This is a genomic window from Acetobacter syzygii, from assembly GCF_000964225.1.
GTDB classification, from domain to species: domain Bacteria; phylum Pseudomonadota; class Alphaproteobacteria; order Acetobacterales; family Acetobacteraceae; genus Acetobacter; species Acetobacter syzygii.
In genome coordinates, this window is sequence record NZ_BAMZ01000022.1 from 40,696 (window position 1) to 61,606 (window position 20,911).

The following is a 20,911-nucleotide window of genomic DNA, read 5'->3' on the forward strand; positions in this document are numbered from 1 at the left end:
GGGGGTACTCCTGCTTGCCGGTTCCCACCTTGTGGCATGTCAGCACCTGTTTCCGCCACGCAGGAATGATCACGAATACGCCAGTATTTTAAACAGATTTTTCATAACGCCATAAAACTGTAGCCAACACACAGGCCGCACGGTGGCACAGCGCACCCGCCACAGCCCATAGACCACAAATGCAGAAGGGCCGGGGCGTTGCCGCCTCGACCCCCCGGTCTTGCCGCGCTAAGCAAGATTCCTTGTGTGCTCAGCCCATAAGCATCATGCTCTGGCCTGCACTGCTTCTGCCTGCCCAAAGGCCATCTGCCCCCACACACGCTCCCGCAGCATGGGCACAATGGACTGATCGCTCAGGGCAGACAGATCACCCAGTTCATTCGTATCGCCGCTGGCAATCTTGCGCAACAGGCGGCGCACAATTTTACCTGACCGGGTGCGTGGCAGATCCGGTACCAGATACACAGCCTCCGGTGCTGCGTACCGCCCGATCAGCTTGACCACCAGCCTGCTTATGCCGGCCTCGTCCAGCCCAGTGGCGGCATCCTTGCGCAAAATGGCAAACACCACCAGCGCCTGCCCCTTGACCGGGTGGTCCACACCCACTGCTGCGCATTCCACAATTCTGTGGTCTTCGCCCAGTGCATCCTCCACCTCAGCCGTGCCAAGGCGATGCCCGGCAATGTTAATAACGTCATCCATACGGCCGGTTATCCAGTAATAACCATCCTCATCCCGTTTGGCGCCATCGCCTGTAAAATACAGGCCGGGGACCATGGCAAAGTAGGTCTGGCAAAAACGGGCATGGTCCCCCCATATGGTGCGCGCCTGACCGGGCCACGAGCGGGCAATGCACAGTGCTCCTTCCGCCGCACCCTGCTCCACCTTACCCTGCGGATCGGTAATCACCATTTCCACGCCTGGCAGAGGCATGGTGGCAGAGCCTGGTTTGAGCGACTGCACACCGGGTATGGGGCCAAGCACAATGCCCGCGGTCTCGGTCTGCCACCATGTATCCACCACCGGACAACGCTTTTTGCCCACCACATCATGGTACCACAGCCACGCATCCGGGCTTATTGGCTCCCCCGCAACCCCAAGCAGGCGCAGGGAGTCGAGCTTATGCCTGTTCACCACCGCATCGCCTTCCGCCATCATGGCACGTACGGCGGTGGGCGCGGTAAAGAGCATGGTCACCTTATTGGCATCTATCAGCTCAAACCACCGGCCGGGCTGGGGGTAAGTTGGCAGACTATCCGAGATCATGGTGGTGCCGCCATTGGCCAATGGCCCATAAACGACCGAAGTATGCCCCGTAATCCATGCCACATCGGCCGTGCACCACAGCACATCACCCGGCTGATGGGTGTAAACCATGCCCATGGTGTACGCAGCCCACACCATATAACCACCCGTTGCATGAACAACGGCCTTGGGCTTGCCCGTGCTACCCGATGTGTAGAGCATAAACAGGGGTTCTTCCGCCCGCATGACAACGGGGACAAAATCCACCTCGAAATTATCTACAAAATCGTGAAAATCATAGTCTCTTCCCGGTAGCATGGGAACAGCCTCTTCCGATGTACGCACGACCAGAACGGAATGCACACCACTATTGCCCCCGGCTATGCGCAGGGCCTCGTCCATGCTCTGCTTGTAAGGCACCGGCTTGTTGCCACGCCATGCCATGTTAGCGGTAATAACGGCAACTGCGCCGCTATCCACCAGCCGTTCGGCAATACCTTCGGCCGAAAAACCACCAAACAGCACCACATGCACGGCACCAATACGCGCACATGCCAGCATGGACACAACCGCCTCCGACACCATGGGCAGGCAAATGGCAACCCTGTGCCCTTTTTCCACCCCCAGGTGCGTCAGGGCATTGGCAAGGCGGCAAACGCGCTCGTGCAGGTCCTTGTATGTCAGACTTTCCGACCGTCCCTGTGCCTCACGCTGGCTGATCAGGGCCACCTGATCGCCCCTGTCGGTCAAATGCCGGTCTATGCAGCAGACAGAGGCGTTGAGTGTACCATCCGCAAACCAGCTTATGGACACATCTTTTTCAAAACTACCAGAAAAACCAATGCTCGGTCTGGAACACCAGTGAATGCGGGCAGCCTGTTGCAGCCAGAATCCGTCCGGGTCTCGTCGGGCGTACTCACGCATGGCCTGCAACTGCTCCGGCGTCATAATCGCCGGGTAGTGCGGGTAGTTACGGGCAGGAATAACCGTTTGGTCCGTCATGGTCTTGTATCCCCTGTTTTTTTGTTGTGTTCGGGACAAAGGTCTGCGGTTTCAGGCGGCAGTGCGGTCGGGCTGGCCAATGTGCGGGAGAACCGTGGCCACAATGCCTGCATCGAGCGTTTCATAATCATAATACCGGAGTGTTTTGTACAGCTCTTCACGGGTTTGCATCCGGTCCAGCATGTTCTGTGTGCCACCCGTGCGGGCAATGGTGGCATACAGATCCGCCTGTGCCTTATTGGCTGCACGGAGCGAACTGACCGGCCATATGACCATACTGTAGCCCATGGCCTCAAACTCGGACGCCGTAAAATAGGGCGAGCGGCCAAACTCGGTCATGTTTGCCAGCAATGGCACATCGGGCAGGCGGCGCGCAAACTCCCTGAACATCTCTTCCGAGATCAGGGCTTCTGGAAAAATTGCATCGGCTCCGGCCTCGTAATACAGGCGGGCGCGGGCCACTGCACCATCCAACCCTTCCGAACCTGCGGCATCTGTACGGGCAATAACCACCATGTTGCGCCGCGCACGGGCTGCGGCGGCTACTTTTTGGGCCATTTCCTGTGCAGAAACGAGCTTTTTATCATTCAGATGCCCGCATTTTTTGGGCAGGATCTGGTCTTCTATGTGCACGGCTGCGGCCCCGGCCTCCTCAAATGCACGCACCATGTTCATGACATTCAGGGTTTCACCATAGCCGGTATCTCCATCCACCAGCACGGGCAGGCCAGAAGCCCGCACGACCTGACGGATGAAAAAACACACCTCGTCTATGGTAATAATACCAAGGTCTGGCAGCCCCATACTGGCGGTCATGGCTGCGCCAGAAAGATACAGCGCACCAAACCCGCAATCTCTGGCCTGTAGGGCCGCCTGCCCGTTATGCGCACCAGGAATTTGCATAATGCCGCGCCTGTGCATCATCTCTCTAAAACGCTGTCCCGCGGGAACTGCGGGCAGGTCTTTTCCTACCAGATAGGTCATGCTGCATACTCCAGTCCATCGCGCTCACGCAGAGGGGGTAGTGGGCGAACATCCGGCCCCGTATAGTTGGCGGAAGGACGGATAATTTTTCCATCCTGCCGCTGTTCCATAATATGTGCGCACCAGCCCGTAACGCGGGACATAACAAAAACAGGGGTGAACATGGCCGTGGGAATACCCATGGCGTTGTAGGAAACCGCACTGAACCAGTCGAGGTTGGGGAACATCTTTTTCTGTTCCGCCATAACCCGCTCAATCCGTTCGGCCACGGTGTAGAGCCGCATGGTGCCATTCCGGCGGGAAAGTTCCCTTGCGGTTTCCTTGATAATACCATTCCGGGGGTCAGCCAGTGTGTACACCGGATGGCCAAAGCCAATAATCACCTCCCGCGCCTCCAGCCTGCGGCGGATGTCTGCCTCGGCTTCGTCCGCTGTGCGGTAGCGCTGCTGGATATCCAGCGCCACCTCGTTTGCGCCACCATGCTTGGGGCCACGCAGCGCACCAATAGCTGCGGTCACGGCGGAATACATATCCGACCCTGTACCGGCCACCACGCGGGAGGCAAAGGTGGAGGCATTAAACTCATGCTCGGCATACAGAATGAGCGATGTGTGCATGGCCTGCACCCAGTCTGATGGCGGCGTGTGCCCATGCAGCAGATGCAAAAAATGCCCACCAACAGTTTCATCATCCGTACGGGTGTCTATCCGTCGCCCGTGGTTGGAATAATGATACCAGTAGAGCAGCATGGAACCGGTGGAGGCAACAAGCCGGTCCGCAATCTCGCGCGCGCCTGCTGTGGGGCAATCGCTCCGTTCGGGCAGGGCACAGCCCAGAACAGACACCGCCGTGCGCAGCACATCCATGGGGTGGGTGGAAGCTGGCAGACGCTCCAGTGCCGCCCGCACAATATCGGGCAGGTCGCGCAGGCTGTACAGGTGGCGTTTATACCCTTCCAGCTCCGCCGTATTGGGCAGATAACCGTGGATAAGCAGGTAGGCGACCTCCTCAAACGTGCAGGCACGGGCAAGGTCTTTTATATCGTACCCACGGTAGTGCAGGTCGTTGCCGCTATGGCCTACGGTGCTGAGCGCGGTATTACCCGCCACGGTGCCGGACAGGGCGACAGATTTTTTTGGTTTTGTGCGGTGCAGTTCGGTGTGCATGGTCCTTGCTCCCCTGCCTGGATCTGTTCTGTCTGTCAGGACGTCAGGGCCACAGTCTGCTGGGTGTTTTTGGCACCCACACCAGACTGGCCAAAATTGAAAATGCCCTCCACCTGATTAAGCTGCATGTCCTTGGGTGGAATATACAGCTCCAGCTGGTGCAGTTCCCCGGCTTTAAGCTCTGGCAGGCGTTGCACAACTGCCAGAAAACGCTCAACTTCCGCCGGGTCCACAATCCCTTCGGACAAGGTGCGGAATTTTTGAATATAGTCCGCCCTCTGCCACGGGGTGGCACCCAGCGTATGGGCGTTGGCAACCGCCAGTTTATCCTCCAGCACCGTGCCGTTTTTCATGCGGATGATAATGCGCCCCCCAAAGGCTTTTTTGTCCGGGTCGGTTTGATGGTAGCGTTCTGTCCACTCCGGTTTTTCAATCGTATGGATTTTTTTCCACAACCGGACCGTATCGGGCCTGCGTGCGCGCTCTGGTTCGTAGGAGCGCACATGGTGCCAGCACCCATCCTGCAGGGCCACTGCCACAATATACATAATGGAATGGTCCAGTGTTTCCCGCGTGGCCTGTGGGTCAAACTTCTGCGGGTCGTTGGAGCCTGTGCCAATAACATAATGGGTATGGTGGCTGGTTTCGATCAGCACATCATCCACATCATCCCAGTTGCTGATTTTTTTACCCATGCGAAAAGCAAGGTCGATCAGCGCCTGACTCTGGTATTCGGCCGAGTGTTCCTTGGTAAAGGAGGACAGAATGGCCCGTTTTGGCTCGCCCATGGTGGGTAATGGCACAGTATAGAGCGCATTTTTGCCATCCAGCATCCATGCAATGACCCCGTCCTCTCCCTCATAGATGGGAGTTGGGGATGTTTCTCCCAACATCGCACGATCGACCGATTCCACGGCCATTTTTCCAGCATGGGCAGGGGCATATGCCTTCCATGATGAAATTTCGCCCTTGCGGCTCTGGCGGGTGGCGGTGGTCACATGCAACGCCTGCCCAATGGCCTGGTAAATGACCGAAGGCGGCAGGCGCAAAAGCGTGCCAATGCCAGCCGCAACAGACGGGCCAAGGTGGGCAACATGGTCAATCTTATGCTTATGCAGGCAGATTGCCCGGGCCAGATCAATCTGGATTTCGTACCCCGTGGCAATCCCCCGGATCAGGTCTGCGCCACTGCGGTTGCACTGCTGTGCTACCGCCAGAATACCGGGAATATTGTCCCCCGGATGCGAGTATTCTGCTGCCAGAAACGTATCATGAAAATCAAGCTCCCGCACGGCCGTGCCATTGGCCCATGCCGCCCATTCTGCATGGACCCGCACATCTGCCCCCATGCCAAACACCGTGGCACCACCCGGCCTGCGGTGCGCCAGTGCCTCGGTCCGTGCGCTCATGACCGAATGGCGGTTGACGGAAGCCATGGCAACAGCGGCATTGTCGATCATGCGGTTGATGATCATGTCCGCCACGGCGGGTTCCACGGCAACCGGGTCAGCCGCGACCTGTGCAATTTTCCATGCCAGCTGGTCCGCACGGTTCAGGCGCTCGCTCTCGGGGTGCACGCGCACATCATGATTCTGCATTGCTTCAACCCTTGCAATCTTGTGATCTGGGGAAACAGTTGCAGACTATTGCGTAAAGCAGCAGAGGAATAAGAGTAGAAAGAAGCGAAGGAATTCGCACCTGTTGCAAAGTCTGTGAAGGTCGGTGTGTATGCCCAGAACAAGAACCAAGCTGTTTGCTGGCAACAGACTCCGCCAGCTCCGCCAGCGCGAAAGTATGACGCAGGCCACGCTGGCAGAATGTATTGGCATATCGCTCAGCTACCTTAACCAGCTGGAACGCAACCACCGCCCCCTGCCCGACCACCTGCTGCAAAACCTGTGTGAGCGCTTTGCCCTCAGCCCCGCATGGTTTGCCGATACGCGCGAGGCCCATGCCGTGCAGGCCCTGCGCGAGACAATGGCCGACCCTGTTTTTAAAAACGCCCCCCTGCCTTTGGCAAAAATGGCTGAAGCCGCGCGCCAGAGCCCTGAACTCTGCGAAGCCTTTTTAACCCTCTACCGTGCTTACGCGTTTGAGCAGGAACGGCGCGAACATGCGCCCTCAGCCAGCACACCTCCACTGGAACCCTACGAAGCTGTGGGGAACTGGGTGCAGGAACACAACAACTATTTCCATGAACTTGATTGTGCAGCAGAGAATTTTTACGAACGCCTCCTGCCCGCACCGGGCGATCTGGGCACAAGCCTGATCCACCATCTGCAAGACCAGCATGGTCTGGGCATAACCCACACAACAGACCTGCTGGACCGAGGGCTGGTCTGGCGCATAGACCGGCGTAAACGCCAGATCCAGCTCCCGCACAACCAACCGCACGAGAGCACGCTGTTTTTTCTGGCCCAGATTATTGGCCAGCTTGAACATAGCCGCCTTATGGCCGATATTCTGCGCCGCGAGGGTCCAAAAGACCGCAATGCGCTGGAACTGGCACGCGTGTACCTTGGCAATTATTTTGCAGGTGCGCTTATTCTGCCCTACGTAAGGTTCCTGCATAAAGCCCAGACCTTACGGTACGACGTGGATGAACTGCGCCGCCACTTTGGTGTCAGCTTTGAACAGGTCTGCCACAGATTAAGCACCATGCAGCGCTTTGGTGCGGAAGGTATTCCTTTTTATTTTCTTAAACTTGATATTGCCGGTAATATTCTCAAAAGTTTTTCAGCAAACCGTTTTTCTCAGGCCCGTTTTGGTGGACCATGCCCGTTGTGGAACGTGTTCCGGGCTTTTGCAACGCCGGGGCAGATTCAGGTCCAGCTTTCCCAGACTACGGATGATTCCATTTACCTGAATGTTGCCCGTACGGTCGGGCGGGAAGGACTGAGCTACGCAGACCGACCGCGCCAGATTGCCATGGTGCTGGGCTGCACCATAGCCGATGCCACAAAAACCGTTTACGCTGCAGGGCTTAACCTGAATGACCACACGCTGGTTGTCCCTATTGGGCCGGGGTGCCGGGCCTGTGGCCGCGAGCAATGCGGGCACCGCTCGCTCCCTGTTTCTGGCCGGGTGCTGGATACGGGGAGCAACGCGCGCGGTGTTGTGCCTTACCGGGCACTGCCCGAACAATAAAAAACCCGCACAGGGCGGGTTTGGGCTGGTGGGGCAAGGGGGAGGAGTAGAAAGAGATCTTACGAACTGACCGGGGATGCAAAACAGTTCGTAAGTTCGGGGGGATAGTATTTTACGGTAGTCACGACAACCACAGATTGTCGCGGTGATGCCCCTTGCCCCACCAGCAGAAACGCCTTCATCACCGCGACAAGTTAATAATAAGAACCATTCTCATTAAAACGCAAGCAAAAAAACAGGGGGGCTGCATTTTTTTTGCAGCCCCCCTGAACGTCACATCTAATTATTTGTTTTATAACATTTTTATTTTTCTGGTGCCGTGGCAGGTGTTGCCACCGGGGCACTGGCAGGGGCCGCAGGCGTACTGGCTGCTGAAGATGGAGCAGCCGTTGCCGGGGTTTTGGCCGTGCTGGCTGGTGCAACATTAGCCGGAGCCGCCGCTTTACCCTTGCCCGATGTTTGGGCCGCTGCGTTCTGGTCCACAAAATCATCCGAGACAAACACAATACCATCCAGCAACTGGTCCAGTGCTTCCTTGGCCTGAGCGGCCTGCCGTCCCTCGGTTAACACGCGGGCGCGGTAGAGCGTGCTTTTGGTCTGCTCCAGCGGGGCAAGAGCAATAATAAAGTCCGCATCCTCTCCTACAACCTGCAAATTCTGCTGGGCCTGTGTGTTCTGCCCTGCCTTAAGCGCCTGATTAGCCTGCTGGGCTGCGGCTTTTTTATCGGGGGCCAGTGTTTCAGTCAGAATAAACTCGCCACCAACGGGAATCCACGTAACAGCCCCAGTGGTAGGTTTATGGGTGGCGGACACAGGATGCTGGGGCGCAGGCTGCAACTGGTTCTCTGCCGCATAAAAACGCCGGTTATCCTTTTGCGCAGCCACAAACCGTTTTTGTGCATCATAAATAGGTGGAATGGCGGCATCTGTTTTGCCCTGTGCCAGCAGGTCGCGCGCAATCAGCACATCCTGCATGGCCTTCTGCCCATCTACAGAGAGGTGGTGCAGCGCACGGCCAGCCTTGAACTTTTCCCAGTCTGTGTGAAGACCATCAGCCTGTGCCACAGAGGCGCTGACCATAAGAGCGGCAACTGCCGCCAGAGATGCCTTAAAACGCATAAAAACTATCCTGCCTGAAAATGTTGAACACCGGACCTTAGGGATTCAAACTCAATATTTGGTTAGCAAAAACACGTTTCTCAAGGTGTGCTTTGCAGAATAACCGGAATTAAAAAATTTATTATTTTACGCGCCAGCTTTGCAGAATGATCTGGTGCAACAATAAGTTTGAGAATTATGCAATACAGATATGTATTAAACACACCCCCTGCATATCCAGCGCAACCACCTGGCTCTGAGGGTCTGCACTCCCATCTGGCAGGGCCCGCCGGGTTAAAAGACTGTTGTCGCTGCACCGGAGCAAAAACCCTCTTTACGCCAGAGTCGCCCACAGATTTTGCGGATGTTCCAGTGCATAAGCCTGTGGATAATGTGTACAGTTCGTGTGAAAGGCAGGTAAACTGCCACAGGAAGACCCTCTCCATCATGGCTTTGTGCCGCAGGGTCGTGCTGGCGGTGGCAGCGCTGCACGCTTTGTCATGTAACTGTCACACTGCATAAGTCATGCGTTTGCTACATGCCTGCCAATCAACCACACTGGCGGGCAGAGGGTTCGATTGTTCAACAAGGCTGACGAGTGCAGCATCTGGCTGGCCACTCATATTCTCCCGCACGAAAACCACATCCGCACAAGGCTCCGCCGTTATGCGGATATTGATGCTGATGACATTATCCACGAAGCCTATGTGACCATAGCAGAGGCCGACTGGGCAGGCATTACCAACCCGCGCGCGTATTTTATGTCCATCTGCCGCAATCTCGTTATGCAGCATTACCGGCGGGCGCGCGTGGTGCCGGTTACAAGCCTTGCCCTTATGCAGGCCGATACCATGCCAGATGCCATGCCCTCGGCCGAGCAGGTTGTTCATGCCCGGCAGGAAATGCGCTTTTTGGAAAAAGCCATCGCAAAACTACCGGCCCGTTGCCGGGATATTTTGATTCTGCGCAGAGCGCGTGGCCTAAGCCAGAGGGAATGCGCCGCGCAATTAAACATTTCTGAAAACATTGTAGAAAAACAGCTTGCCCGCGCACTTGTTTTTCTGTCCAAAGAATATTCGGAATCAGAGAGGGAGATGACCGTTGATGAGGAGAGACGCCCGCGTCTCGCCCACTCTCGCAAGCGCCAGCCCTGAAGAGGCGGCAGCAGGATGGACGGCCAGATTAGACAAAGGCCCCCTTTCCGCAAGCGAACAGCAGGCACTGCAACACTGGCTGGATCAGGATAGACGACACAAGGGTGCCTTCCTGCGTGCAAAGGCCATCTGGCAGGCAAGTGGCAGGCTGGCAGCACTGCATGGCCCAACCGCCCCGCCCGTTGCCCACCCTACGCCTGTACCTGCCCTGCCCCGCCGCCGCTTTTTTGCAGCAGCCGCCGCGGCTGCCCTGCTCCTTGCCACACCCAAACGGCAGGGCAAGGCCAATAGTCTGTATGCGACAGCCAACGCTGTTTCGGCCCCTTTGCACACGGCTTTTGGCACCATTACGCTGGACTGTTACTCCAAACTTAAAATGGGGTTGCAGAGCAGCCGCCTTGTTACCGGGCGCTGCTGCGTGCTGGGCCGCACTGGTATGATTGTCAAAGCGGGCAACCTTATTTTTGCCCCACAGGGCCGCCTGCTTTTATCCTGCTCGCCAACGCAGGTTACGGCCACAAGCATTTCGGGCACCGTGCATTTGCGCAGGCACCATTCGGATGAATGGTGGACCTTAAATGCTGGCGCACAGATTAGCCTGACCGGAGACCTCCCCCCAGAAGTACGCAGTTTATTACCCGAGGAAATGGAAGCCCAGAACGCATGGAGCATTGGCCGCCTGGAAGCGCGGGACGAAAGCATGGCCAGCATTGCCAGCACATTCAACCGCTACAACCAAAGGCAGATCCGTGTCTCTCCAGCGCTTGCCAACCGGAAGCTTACAGGTGTTTTCAGCCTCAACCAGCCGGAAGATTTTGCCTTGGCGGCACAAACCATTCTGGGTGCCAGACTAACGCAAACCCCACAAACACTTATGCTGTATTAAGGGGGATGGGGTGGGGTTTTATCCTGTCTTATTTGTGTAACAAAAAAAACCAGCGGAAAATGCAGCAGTTTTGACTCTTAACGGTATGTTCCGTCACAAGCAGGGCCACTACCGTGCAATTTTTTTCTGTCCGTGTTTCCTCTCTTGCGCTGTGCCTGTGCAGCGTATCCGTTCTTTCTGCTTCCCATGCTTTGGCGGCTCCGGTTCATTTTGCCATTCCGGCCGGGCCTCTTAATCAGGCAGTTGTAACCTTTAGCCGCCAGTCCGGGCAGCAGGTCGCACTGGATAGCTCATTGGCCGCCAAAGCCACCGCCACCCCGGTCTATGGCACCATGGAGCCAGATGCCGCCCTGACCCACCTGTTGCAGGGCACAGGTCTGGATATTGATACGCACCAAAAAAACATGCTGATCGTGCGCAAATCCACCACGACCCCCGCCAAAGCCAGAACACACAGTGCCAGCGCAAAAAAAGAGCAGAATACAGACGAACATATTACCGTTCTGGGCCGGGCCATGCGCCTGTCGCCCGCAGTGGTGCCGCTCGATATTACGGAACCCACATCGCGCATCCAAAGCAATTTTATCAATAACAACATTATTCCACTGGCCAGTGTGGACGATATTATCAAGTTCCAGCCCAGCATATGGACCCAAAACCCAAATGGTCCGGGCATGGGCAAAGCCGAAACCATGAGCCTACGCGGTTTTCAGGACGGGCAGTACAACATGACATATGATGGCATTCCATTTGGGGATGCCTCAGACCTGCACCACACAACATCCTCTTTATTTATCTCGCACTTTCTGGGCGAAGCACAGATTGACCGTGGCCCCGGCACGGCCTCCACCATTGGCAATGCCACCTTTGGCGGCACGGTAGGCTTCCGCTCCAAAACCCCACCAAGCAAAGCAGGTGCCCAGCTTTATGGCACATATGGCAGCTTTAACACCCGTGCAGGTGGGCTGGAACTGGATAGCGGCAAAACCCGCTTTGGCAAAGCCGTTCTGGACATGCAGCATGAAGAAACAGACGGCTACCTGACCAACTCTTACGAAAAACGCAGTAACATTCTGTTCAAGGATGAAATTAAGCTGGCGGATGAGACCAGTTTGACCATCCAGACAACCTACAACAAGGAATGGCAGTACACCACTCAGGGGGCAACGCTGGAGGATTATGCCAAATACGGCAAAAACTACGGTTTGTGCAAAGACCCGACCAGACAGTGCTATTATGGGTACAACCCCAGCACCTACACATCCGACTTTAGCTATGTTGCCCTTAAAACCCGCCTGAACGACTGGCTTAGTCTGCAAAACTCAATCTACACAACAGGGTTTGAGCATGAATATACGGAATCAACCGATTCCAGCCAACGCTCGCTCGACGCCAATGGCGTGACCTTTTACAACGCCGCAGGCAAAAAAGTAGCAACATACAAATCGGATATTCCCGGAAAATACGCCGATGCCCACTTCCGCAACTATGGTGATACCCTGAACCTGACTGCAAAAACACACTATGTGGATGTGCAGCTTGGTGTTTGGGCCGATGTGCAAAAAGACAGACGTGTAAGCTATGCGGTAGACCTTTCCAAAGGTTCCATTCCCGTTCCTGGCAAAACGGGCAGCCCTTACAGCTACAATATTTCGGATACGAACACCACGCTCCAGCCTTATCTGGAACTGGACATACACCCCCTCCCTGGTATGACCATCAAACCCGGCGTCAAATACTCCTACTTCCACCGCGATTATGATGCGGCATTGAACAAATCCACCAAACAGCCCCTGAACGCCACACAGACCTTTACATCCTGGCAGCCATCCATTGCCATAAACCAGCGTATCATGAACCAGTGGAGCGCTTATGGGCAGATTGCCCGCGGCTTTCTGGCTCCCCCCATCTCCGTTTTTCAGGTCGGGGATGTTGGCAATGTTAAGCCCGAAACAACCATGAACTATCAGGTCGGTTCGGTTTACCGGGATAAAAAATGGATGGTGGCCGCAGATGCCTATTACATCGATTTTTCAAACTACATTGCCGCAGCACAGATTTCCGTTCCCGGTTATGGTACCACATCCACCTACGTTAACAGCGGTGGCGCCATATACAAAGGACTGGAACTGGAAGCACAATATGTTATCGGTTATGGTCTGTCCGTTTACGGGAACTACAGTGTAAACAGTGCCAAATACAAACACACCGATGTGCGTGTTGCCTCCAGCCCCAACATGCTGGCCTCCTTTGGGCTACTTTACGAGAACGAACGGGGCGCTTATTTTTCCCTTATTGGCAAATATGTGGGTAAACACTGGGGGCTGGACAGCACCACCAATGCCGCAGGCAACACGCAGTTTGCAAACCAGTACAAAATTGGCAGCAACGTAACTGCCGACCTTGCTCTGGGCTGGCGCATCCGCAATGCGGGCAGCATCTTCCGCGAAATTACGCCCAGCCTTAAAATTGGCAATCTGTTCAATAACCGGGCTATTAGCAACTTTGCGGGCAACCAGAGCTATGGCGATGCCCCGCTTTACTGGCGCAACCCCGGACGTAGCGTGTTCTTCAACCTTGCGGTGACCATTCCATGAGACATCTTCCCCTGTTATGCGCGCTGCTGGCAAGCACACCGGCCCTTGCGGCCCCTCCCGCCCCTGCCACACAGCAGGCCGCCGTTCTGGAACGGGTCGTGCTGGTCGCCCGCCATGGCATACGCAGCCCAACCAAACCACCCCAAACCCTGCAAAGCCAGACTGGCCATGTATGGGCACAGTGGCCTGTTGCTCCGGGGGAACTAACGGACCATGGCAAACAGGCACTGGAGCAGATGGTGGGCATGGTGCGCCAGCACTACGTTCAGGCTGGTCTGCTCCCTGCCTCGGGTTGCCCAACACCGGGCAGCCTAACCATATGGGCCGATGCCAAGGACCACCGCACGCGTGAGAGTGGGGCCATATGGGCTGAACATCTGGCCCCCTCCTGCAAGCAGCAGTCCCTCTCGCTTGCGGCGGCACAGGAAGACCCCATTTTTGCAGGTCCGGCCACACCGCTGAGTGTGCAGGAGCAAAATGCCATTACGCGTGAGTTCAACCAGAGGGTCAGCACCACCCCCCCCACTGTTGGCAGGAGCATGAACACATTGCAGGCGGTTTTGGCCCCCGCAGCCTGCACCACGGACAAACCCCATTGCCTGAGCACCAACACAACCACACTGGCATGGAAAAAGGACAAACCACACCTTGAAGGAGGCCTTGCAACAGGTGGCACCGCGGCGGAAAATCTGCTTCTGGAATACACGCAAGGAATGCCTGTACATGCCGAACCCTTTAGCCAGCAAAACCCGGCAACCCTGATTGAGCAGGTTTTTCCCCTCCATACGCAGGAAAGCTGGCTGATCCGCCGCCTGCCCACGCTGGCCGCCCACAAGGGGGCCACCATGGCATCGGTCGTGCAGGATGTGCTGGCGGGCAAACCCGCTACGGCACTCCCCGCAGCCACAGAGCAGACAAAACTGCTCGTTCTTTCCGGGCATGATACCAACCTGGATGTGCTGGCCACACTCTACGGGTTGGACTGGTCCTTTACCGACCAACCAGACCCGACTGCGCCCAACACAACTCTGGCCTTTGAACTCTGGCGTTCACCCAGCGGGCCATACGTAACCGTAAGGCTGTTCCATCAGGGGCTGGAGGCACTGCGCACACTGGCAACACCAGACCCCGCGGTGGATATGCAGGTCATTGCCAGTGGCCCATCCCTACAGGCATTACGCCCCATAGCCACACAATAAAGACCCAGTTGGAGGGCAGACTGCCCCTGGTGCGGCCAGCATCTTTCCAAACCGCTGGTCGCACCCCATATGATCGCTATGACCGATAGACGGAACAGCACCCCAACCACCCTTTCTGCCGAGCATTTACGCCAGCGCCGCATGGCCCTGCTCCTTGTCCGCCTGCCAGAAAAAACAAGAGGCTGGCTGTTCTGGCTCCGCGAACCACGGCAAAAATGGCTCCGCCTGCCAACTGGCGTTGGGTTGATTGCGGGGGGGCTGTTCTCCTTCCTGCCCGTTCTGGGCTTATGGATGCTCCCACTGGGAATTGCCCTGCTGGCAGAAGACTTTAGCCTGTGCCGCACAGCCAGCGCCCATATGCTGGGGTGGATGACCCGGCGCAAACCCCACTGGCTTGGCATTGCGGAGGATGAGACGGAAGCAGACGCATACTACCGTATTCTACCCCTGTTACCCCCACAACATCGCATGGATGCCGCACAGCCCGGCCATTCTTAACCCTCCCTCCTGCGGCCAGCGCCCGTTACCGGCACACACCCCATGGTTAGTGCGGTGCCTTGTGGTCCGTGGGGGACGGAGAAGACAGGTCAATAACCGTTTGCGTGCGCACCATAGGGTCTACCGAATGGAGCAGGGTGCTTACCCCCCATTCCCGCTGGTCAAACGTGGCATCACTTTGGATCTGGGTCAGAGTATTGCCTGTAAAGTGCATGGCAACATCAAAGGTCAGCGGGTGGGTCTGCCCACGCATGGTTAGCTGGCCGACCAGCAGAGTATGCGCCTTGCCCTGACGGATGGTGGGTTTGCACGTGCCCACAAAGTGCATGGTGGGGTGGCTGTCTCCGTCCAGCATGATCCCTGACAGCATGATGGTCTTGAGCACGGCAGAGCCGACATCCAGAGAGTCCACGGCCATGTTCAAATCAACCGAGCAGCTTTGGTCTTCGGGGTCATATGTCAGAGTGCCCGCTACTTTTGCAAAACTGCCATCAATGTTGGTCACCGCTGTTTTGGCATACAGGCGCGCCTGCGTATTGGCAGGCCCCAGCACCACATGCTGTGGCGCTGCCTGCACCACCGTACCATACAGGCCAGCCCCCACCCATGCGGTGCATAAAAGCAGAACAGTTTTGGCAATACGCATGAACATTCTTCCTCCCCAATCGCTGCCTCCCACCATATCGGGCGCAGCTTTGCCCGTGTTAACGGGTGGACATGCAAAAAGCTGCCATGGCTCACACGGCTGTGCAGAACATGGCCGCCGCACCAAATTGTATGGAGCCCTTTGTATGACAATCACGGTTCGTATTATACTATAACCCGCCACTCTGGTATGGTTGGCGCCCCGTGTTTTGACCATCTCTGCCGTATCTTATTTTGTATATTGTTATCAAAGGGTTCTATTAAAATATGTCTCCCGAATTCATCACCCTCTCTCCCCTGAACCAGATGAAGGAGACAATTAACAACACCCCGGTCCATATCCGCCACATTTTACGCACTGTGGTACAGGACTCCGGTGCCCATTGCGTGGACCTGTTTTACAAGGCCCTGTTCCACCATGAACGCGCTGCCATTTTTTTGGAAAAGGAAACGGTAGAGGTCAAAATGCGGCCTCAGCTTCTTGCGTGGATTCAAAGCCTGTTTTCCACCGAGGCCGATCAGGCGGAAGCGCTGAGCGAACTCCAGTGCCGTGTTGGTGCAGTCCATGCCCGGCTGGAAATTCCAACCGACATTGTTGTCTATGGAATGTATATTATAAAGCAGGCACTCATTACTTCCATAAAATCCACAACATCCAATAAAGATGATATTATAGCCGCCATTGTTTACCTGCATAGTATGATGGATTTTGCCTTCAAGTTCATGATCAAGGCTTACGACATCAACTTCCGCAAAAAAGTTGAAAGTGACGAGGCATTCCGCCTTGTCTCCCTCGGCCACAATATTGCTTACGAAAAAGAAACACAGATCAGCACGTTCTCCAGCTGGAGCACGCAGGCCTTTTTTTGCCTGTGCAAAGGCCATGCCGCAGACCTGCCGACCATTGCTGAATCCGAATTTGGCCTGTGGCTGACCCACAAGGGGATGAGCCTGTTCAAGGGAACGCATGAATCCATTGAAATCCAGAGCAAAACACTTGACCTGGACAACAAGATTACCGCCATTCGTAAAAGCGGGATTATTCCGGCGGAATTCCCCACAGAACTCCATAAAGCCATTACCAACCTGACCTTCCTGCTCAGCCGCGTCTTCCGGCATCTGGAGGAAGTGGAAAACGGGCGTGATCCGTTAACCAAGGTCTTTAACCGCAGGTTCCTTGAAGTGGTGATCCAGAACGAGATCACCTTTGCCCTGACGCACGACAAACCCTTTAGCCTAGTTATTCTGGACATTGATTATTTTAAAAAGATCAACGACCGGCATGGCCATCTGGTCGGGGATGAAGTGCTGTGCTTTGTAGCGGAAATCATTGCCTCCGTTGTGCGCGCCAATGACTTTATTTTCCGTTATGGTGGGGAGGAGTTCCTGATTGTGCTGACCGAAACCACAGCGGAAGAGGCGCTGGCCTGTGCGGAGCGTATTCGCCGGACACTGGCAGAACAATCGCTTACGCTCTCTTCCAATGATCAGGTCAGTGTGACCATTTCTGGTGGTGTTGCCGCTTTTGAAGGGGAAACAAACAGCCGCCTGCTCATCCATCAGGCGGATGAGGCTCTGTACAAAGCCAAGAACAATGGCCGCAATCGCATTGTCAGCACACACGCGGTTCTTTGAACAAACTGCCTAATATTACGAATAAATCAATAATGGGAGGGAACACTCCCACGCCATGCGGAATGGGCCGTTGCCGTTACAAAACTGTTTTACATCATGCCCAAACCTACTCAGCCCTTTGATATAAAACAATTTTAAGACCTTCCCTTACCAAAGGTTTTTGTACGCTGGTCAGCAATACCTTTCTGGCATTGCAACAATTGCAGTGCAGCAAAGCCATGTTTTCTTGGTAATAAATTTTTTTCTGAGTTTACGCCAAATTTTATTGATTATAAAATAGACCAACAAAATCTGAATAAATCACTTCCACGCTCCAAGAGTACATTATGTATGCCTGACTGTACCACCGCCTCCATGTGGGATGCCGGAACGCTTCCCCCACCCTCACTCCCCCATAAGGATTTTATCAAGGGTGTGAGCAATATCCAGAACGGGCATGGTCGTCGCGTCGGGTTACTGGCTGCACGGATTAACCAGTTGGCAGAACTGGGGCTGGACCCGGACATTATTCAACTGGCCGGAGAACTCCACGATACAGGCAAGGTGCTGACAGGGCGCGATATTCTGCACGCCCCCCGCGCCCTGACCCCGGAGGAAAGAAACGTCATTCGCAAGCACCCCCTGCTGGGGCTTGGTGTGCTGCAATGGTACAAACACAGCTTCCCGCGCGAAGTCATGGATGCGGCCCTGCTCCACCATGAACGGTGGGACGGCACCGGCTACCCACTTGGCTTAAAAGGCCAACATATTCCGCTATGGGTGCAGGTTGTCTCCATTGCGGATACAATTGATGCCTGCCTGTCCAAGCGGAACTACAAGCATTCCTGGACGCCCGAAGCCGTTGGAAAAATTTTGCAGCAGGAAGCCGGGCGCGCATTCGAACCCAAACTGGCTCTTCTATGCGCAGACCATCTGGATGAACTGCTGAATGTATGGCTGGCAGACTACGCGTGGCAGAACGGTGGCAACGCACCCCCACCGGGAATGCACACAAACTAACTAGGTACAGGTTGGCTGGGCTTTAACCCGGCCAAATACTTAACTCATCTGCTCCACATCACGCACGGATGCGTCAGCCTGCCCTTTGACCCAATAGCCTGATGCCTTGACCCACTGGGCAGGCACAGCCCGCTCCACCAGCAGGTGGTGGCGCAACGCTTTGGCCACATGGGCCTCCGCCCCCACCCACACAAATGTCCCAACCGGTATGGGCTGTTGCGCCAGCGCGGCCAGAACAGCCTGCGCCTGATCCGCCTGAGCCAGAGGGCGGTGCACCCAATGGGCATTATGCCGGGCATGGGTTGCAAAAACCTGCTCATCCGCGGGACCGGGTACAGCCACAAGAGTTGTAACCTGTGCGTGCGGGGGAAGAGCCTCCACCCTGCGTCCAATGGCGGGCAAGGCGGTTTCGTCCCCCACAAGGAGCCAATGGTCGATCTGCCCTGTTATAATCTGGGAACCTTTTGGCCCGCCAATATCCAGCCTGTCCCCCACTCTGGCAGCACGCGCCCATGTCGCGGCGGGACCTCCGGAGTGGTTAACAAAATCCAGCACAAGCGTGCCTGCATCCGCATTATGGAACCGGGGTGTGTAATCCCTGCGCACCTCCCGCCCATCCGGCCCGGGAATGAAAATTTTGATATGATCATCTGGCGAAACACTGGCAAAACCCGCCAGTTCCGGACCGCTCAGAGTGATACGGATCATATGCGGGCCAAGGTGCTCAACGGATGCCACACGCACGCTACGCCTGCGCAGTTCGTGGCGTATGCGCTCAACCGTTGGGGCATTGGGCCAGAGGAGCCCTTTCTCATCCTTTAGCATTCTGCTCTGCTCCTTGGTATTTGTTGGAGCATCCGGGCCTTGTGCCCGAATGCTGCTTAAACCTGTTCAATTGCCCTTGCGGCATCGTCCAGCAGCGCGGCTATTTTTTCTTCCGTCTGCGGGTCCAACCCTCCGTTACGCAGCTTCAGGCGCAGGGCAGTCTTGAGGTTTTCCATCGCCCGCACCACGGGCACCGGTGCATTACGCCGCCCGCCCCGCTCCTGTGTGGGGGCACTTGCTGCGCGGGCCAGAATTTCGTCCAACCCGGCACGGTTGGCGGTCAGATAAGCCTGCCCTTCTGGTGTTATATGGTAGGTTTTGCGCCCGTCATTTTCCGTAGGGCGGATGTGGCCTGCCTCTTCCAGCCATGTCAGCGTGGGGTAAATCACACCGGGGCTGGGGGTGTAACTGCCTGCAAACTTATCCTCGATGGTTTTGATCAGTTCGTAACCATATGTTGGATTTTCGCCAATCAGGCTCAAAACCAGCAGGCGCATCTCCCCATAATCAAACAGACGATGCCGCCCGCCCCGTCGGCCACCGCCACCCCGGCCATGGTGGTGCCCACCCCGCCCCATACCCGGCAGACCTTCTGGAGCAAAAAACTGGTGGCGGTTACGACCGCCTGCGTGTTTGTTTCTATGTTTCATAATTCCGATATAAGTCCCGATATATCGTAAGTCAAGATATATCGGGATATGTTTTTTAATCTACTCGCCATAGGGAGGATTGACTTGGCCACAGCTCTCTTCGCATACTGAGGGTGGCAATGGACTCTGCCGGATTTTGGTAACCAAAATCGAACCGCCCTGTTGGCTGATGATTCCTACCCCGCAAACACTCATGCGCGAGGGAGGAGTCCGTCCAACGTTATGCGTCCAATGTGTAAACAGGCACAATGCAACACCCCCACAACACGTGGTATGCCCCGGCTTGACCGTGCCGCCGCATACCCTGCTGGCCGGAGCCGCACCCATGCGCATTCTTGCTGTTCTTGACCACCCACAGACTGCGGCCCTTACGCTGGATACAGCGCGGCAGTTAAGCCTGCGCACTGGCATTGCAGAAATTTATGCCATGCACCCCAAACTGGCGGTTGATCCGGACTTTCAAAGCCCGGATGAAGGGTTGCCAGACCCCGCGCAACAAGCACGGTTTGCCCATACAGTTGCAACCCGTGCCAAAGCCATACACCAGATTTTTGCAGACTGGGCAGCAACTCTCCCCACCACAGACCAGCCCCGCCTCCACTGGCTGGAACCTGCGGGAGATATACGAACCCTTGTTGCAAATGCCGCAGCCAAGGTGGACCTTGTCATCCTCCCGCGCCCGGGCACCACACCACCACACAGTACGGAACAGGCTTTTACCGGCGCTTTGTATGATGCACAGGCAACCGTACTGCTGCCACCCCTGCACCCGCAGGCTACTCTGGGCCAGCACCCTGTTGTTGCATGGCAGGATAACCCCTCCCTGACCCGTGCCCTACAGAGTGCGCTGCCCCTGCTCCGCACGGCCCGGCAGGTCACGGTGCTGATAGGGCAGAGCCAGTCCACCGTAATACCTGAACCCGCATGGGTAGCGGACCTGCGGGCCAGTGGTGTAGCGGTCAATGTGGACCGGTTTACGCTGGCAGACCAAAACGTGGGGGAACAGATTAGCGCCCACGCCCAACGCGCAGGCGCGGATCTGTTGATTATGGGAGCTTACGGGCGACCACAGTTTATTGAATGGCTGCTTGATGGCCCAACCCATCATATGCTGCGCCACGGCATATGGCCGATCCTGACCCACCATGAACACAGCCCCCTAACTGGAGAACATGACTGAC

The 20,911-nt window shown here is 56.0% G+C and carries 16 protein-coding genes, 1 pseudogene and 1 riboswitch; of the genes and pseudogenes, 9 read left to right on the plus strand and 8 right to left on the minus strand.

Features of this window, described 5'->3' with window-relative positions; translation table 11 throughout:
• Window positions 1–264: 264 nt before the first annotated feature.
• From acs to Absy_RS08920, 4 genes are read right to left on the minus strand one after another with little or no spacing between them, the layout of a single operon-like run.
• A complete protein-coding gene (gene acs, locus Absy_RS08905; RefSeq protein ID WP_052945736.1) occupies window positions 265–2,247 on the minus strand; it encodes an acetate--CoA ligase in 1,983 nt (660 codons plus the stop codon).
• A gap of 51 nt (window positions 2,248–2,298) precedes the next feature.
• The gene (gene prpB / locus Absy_RS08910; RefSeq protein ID WP_048854394.1) at window positions 2,299–3,231 is read right to left on the minus strand and encodes a methylisocitrate lyase; all 933 of its coding nucleotides are present in this window, start codon (window positions 3,229–3,231) and stop codon (window positions 2,299–2,301) included.
• The gene (gene prpC / locus Absy_RS08915) at window positions 3,228–4,397 is read right to left on the minus strand and encodes a bifunctional 2-methylcitrate synthase/citrate synthase (protein ID WP_048854395.1); all 1,170 of its coding nucleotides are present in this window, start codon (window positions 4,395–4,397) and stop codon (window positions 3,228–3,230) included. Before prpC ends, prpB begins: the two co-directional genes overlap by 4 nt.
• A gap of 35 nt (window positions 4,398–4,432) precedes the next feature.
• A complete protein-coding gene (locus tag Absy_RS08920) occupies window positions 4,433–5,995 on the minus strand; it encodes an MmgE/PrpD family protein (RefSeq protein ID WP_048854396.1) in 1,563 nt (520 codons plus the stop codon).
• Window positions 5,996–6,125: 130 nt separating this feature from the next.
• Between Absy_RS08920 and Absy_RS08925 the strand changes: the two genes are divergently transcribed.
• Window positions 6,126–7,544, plus strand: coding sequence for a helix-turn-helix domain-containing protein (locus Absy_RS08925; protein ID WP_048854397.1), 1,419 nt, complete (start codon window positions 6,126–6,128; stop codon window positions 7,542–7,544).
• A gap of 468 nt (window positions 7,545–8,012) precedes the next feature.
• Here Absy_RS08925 and Absy_RS08930 read toward each other — a convergent pair.
• Window positions 8,013–8,663, minus strand: a pseudogene (locus Absy_RS08930) (YfdX family protein); the annotation flags it as partial.
• Window positions 8,664–9,220: 557 nt separating this feature from the next.
• On the opposite strand from Absy_RS08930, the gene Absy_RS08935 reads away from it, so the two are divergent.
• The 5 genes from Absy_RS08935 to Absy_RS08955 all read left to right on the plus strand — a co-directional run bounded on the left by Absy_RS08935 (window position 9,221) and on the right by Absy_RS08955 (window position 14,976).
• Window positions 9,221–9,796, plus strand: coding sequence for an RNA polymerase sigma factor (locus Absy_RS08935; RefSeq protein WP_048854398.1), 576 nt, complete (start codon window positions 9,221–9,223; stop codon window positions 9,794–9,796).
• Window positions 9,747–10,682 (plus strand): FecR family protein, encoded by a 936-nt coding sequence (locus tag Absy_RS08940; protein WP_048854399.1) that lies wholly within the window; start codon window positions 9,747–9,749, stop codon window positions 10,680–10,682. Before Absy_RS08935 ends, Absy_RS08940 begins: the two co-directional genes overlap by 50 nt.
• Window positions 10,683–10,795: 113 nt before the next feature.
• Window positions 10,796–13,279, plus strand: coding sequence for a TonB-dependent receptor domain-containing protein (locus Absy_RS08945; protein WP_245614788.1), 2,484 nt, complete (start codon window positions 10,796–10,798; stop codon window positions 13,277–13,279).
• The gene (locus Absy_RS08950; protein WP_048854400.1) at window positions 13,276–14,478 is read left to right on the plus strand and encodes a histidine-type phosphatase; all 1,203 of its coding nucleotides are present in this window, start codon (window positions 13,276–13,278) and stop codon (window positions 14,476–14,478) included. Before Absy_RS08945 ends, Absy_RS08950 begins: the two co-directional genes overlap by 4 nt.
• A 78-nt stretch (window positions 14,479–14,556) precedes the next feature.
• Window positions 14,557–14,976: a hypothetical protein gene (locus tag Absy_RS08955; protein WP_048854401.1), complete on the plus strand. Its 420-nt coding sequence runs from the start codon at window positions 14,557–14,559 to the stop codon at window positions 14,974–14,976.
• 46 nt (window positions 14,977–15,022) lie between these two features.
• On the opposite strand, the gene Absy_RS08960 is transcribed toward Absy_RS08955, so the two are convergent.
• Complete coding sequence (locus Absy_RS08960; RefSeq protein ID WP_084597043.1) at window positions 15,023–15,622, minus strand: YceI family protein; 600 nt, start codon at window positions 15,620–15,622, stop codon at window positions 15,023–15,025.
• Between the two features lie 266 nt (window positions 15,623–15,888).
• Between Absy_RS08960 and Absy_RS08965 the strand changes: the two genes are divergently transcribed.
• Together Absy_RS08965 and Absy_RS08970 are read left to right on the plus strand one after the other, a co-directional pair.
• Window positions 15,889–17,256 (plus strand): GGDEF domain-containing protein, encoded by a 1,368-nt coding sequence (locus Absy_RS08965; RefSeq protein ID WP_048854402.1) that lies wholly within the window; start codon window positions 15,889–15,891, stop codon window positions 17,254–17,256.
• Between the two features lie 330 nt (window positions 17,257–17,586).
• The gene (locus Absy_RS08970; protein ID WP_048854403.1) at window positions 17,587–18,255 is read left to right on the plus strand and encodes an HD-GYP domain-containing protein; all 669 of its coding nucleotides are present in this window, start codon (window positions 17,587–17,589) and stop codon (window positions 18,253–18,255) included.
• A gap of 39 nt (window positions 18,256–18,294) precedes the next feature.
• Here Absy_RS08970 and Absy_RS08975 read toward each other — a convergent pair whose 3' ends face one another.
• A complete protein-coding gene (locus Absy_RS08975) occupies window positions 18,295–19,080 on the minus strand; it encodes a siderophore-interacting protein (RefSeq protein WP_048854404.1) in 786 nt (261 codons plus the stop codon).
• 56 nt (window positions 19,081–19,136) lie between these two features.
• On the minus strand, window positions 19,137–19,730 hold the full coding sequence (locus Absy_RS08980; protein ID WP_048854405.1) for a PadR family transcriptional regulator: 594 nt from the start codon (window positions 19,728–19,730) through the stop codon (window positions 19,137–19,139).
• Between the two features lie 106 nt (window positions 19,731–19,836).
• Window positions 19,837–19,916: riboswitch (Fluoride riboswitch) on the plus strand.
• A 103-nt stretch (window positions 19,917–20,019) separates the two neighbouring features.
• Between Absy_RS08980 and Absy_RS08985 the strand changes: the two genes are divergently transcribed.
• Window positions 20,020–20,910, plus strand: a complete 891-nt coding sequence (locus tag Absy_RS08985) for a universal stress protein (protein WP_245614789.1) — start codon at window positions 20,020–20,022, stop codon at window positions 20,908–20,910.
• Window position 20,911 lies beyond the last annotated feature (1 nt).

Bases quoted from the DNA above. Each gene is read 5' to 3' on its own strand.
- acs (WP_052945736.1), bottom strand. From the start codon at position 2,247: ATGACGGACCAAACGGTTATTCCTGCCCGTAACTACCCGCACTACCCG.
- prpB (WP_048854394.1), bottom strand. From the start codon at position 3,231: ATGACCTATCTGGTAGGAAAAGACCTGCCCGCAGTTCCCGCGGGACAG.
- prpC (WP_048854395.1), bottom strand. From the start codon at position 4,397: ATGCACACCGAACTGCACCGCACAAAACCAAAAAAATCTGTCGCCCTG.
- Absy_RS08920 (WP_048854396.1), bottom strand. From the start codon at position 5,995: ATGCAGAATCATGATGTGCGCGTGCACCCCGAGAGCGAGCGCCTGAAC.
- Absy_RS08925 (WP_048854397.1), top strand. From the start codon at position 6,126: ATGCCCAGAACAAGAACCAAGCTGTTTGCTGGCAACAGACTCCGCCAG.
- Absy_RS08940 (WP_048854399.1), top strand. From the start codon at position 9,747: ATGAGGAGAGACGCCCGCGTCTCGCCCACTCTCGCAAGCGCCAGCCCT.
- Absy_RS08950 (WP_048854400.1), top strand. From the start codon at position 13,276: ATGAGACATCTTCCCCTGTTATGCGCGCTGCTGGCAAGCACACCGGCC.
- Absy_RS08955 (WP_048854401.1), top strand. From the start codon at position 14,557: ATGACCGATAGACGGAACAGCACCCCAACCACCCTTTCTGCCGAGCAT.
- Absy_RS08960 (WP_084597043.1), bottom strand. From the start codon at position 15,622: ATGCGTATTGCCAAAACTGTTCTGCTTTTATGCACCGCATGGGTGGGG.
- Absy_RS08965 (WP_048854402.1), top strand. From the start codon at position 15,889: ATGTCTCCCGAATTCATCACCCTCTCTCCCCTGAACCAGATGAAGGAG.
- Absy_RS08970 (WP_048854403.1), top strand. From the start codon at position 17,587: ATGCCTGACTGTACCACCGCCTCCATGTGGGATGCCGGAACGCTTCCC.
- Absy_RS08975 (WP_048854404.1), bottom strand. From the start codon at position 19,080: ATGCTAAAGGATGAGAAAGGGCTCCTCTGGCCCAATGCCCCAACGGTT.
- Absy_RS08980 (WP_048854405.1), bottom strand. From the start codon at position 19,730: ATGAAACATAGAAACAAACACGCAGGCGGTCGTAACCGCCACCAGTTT.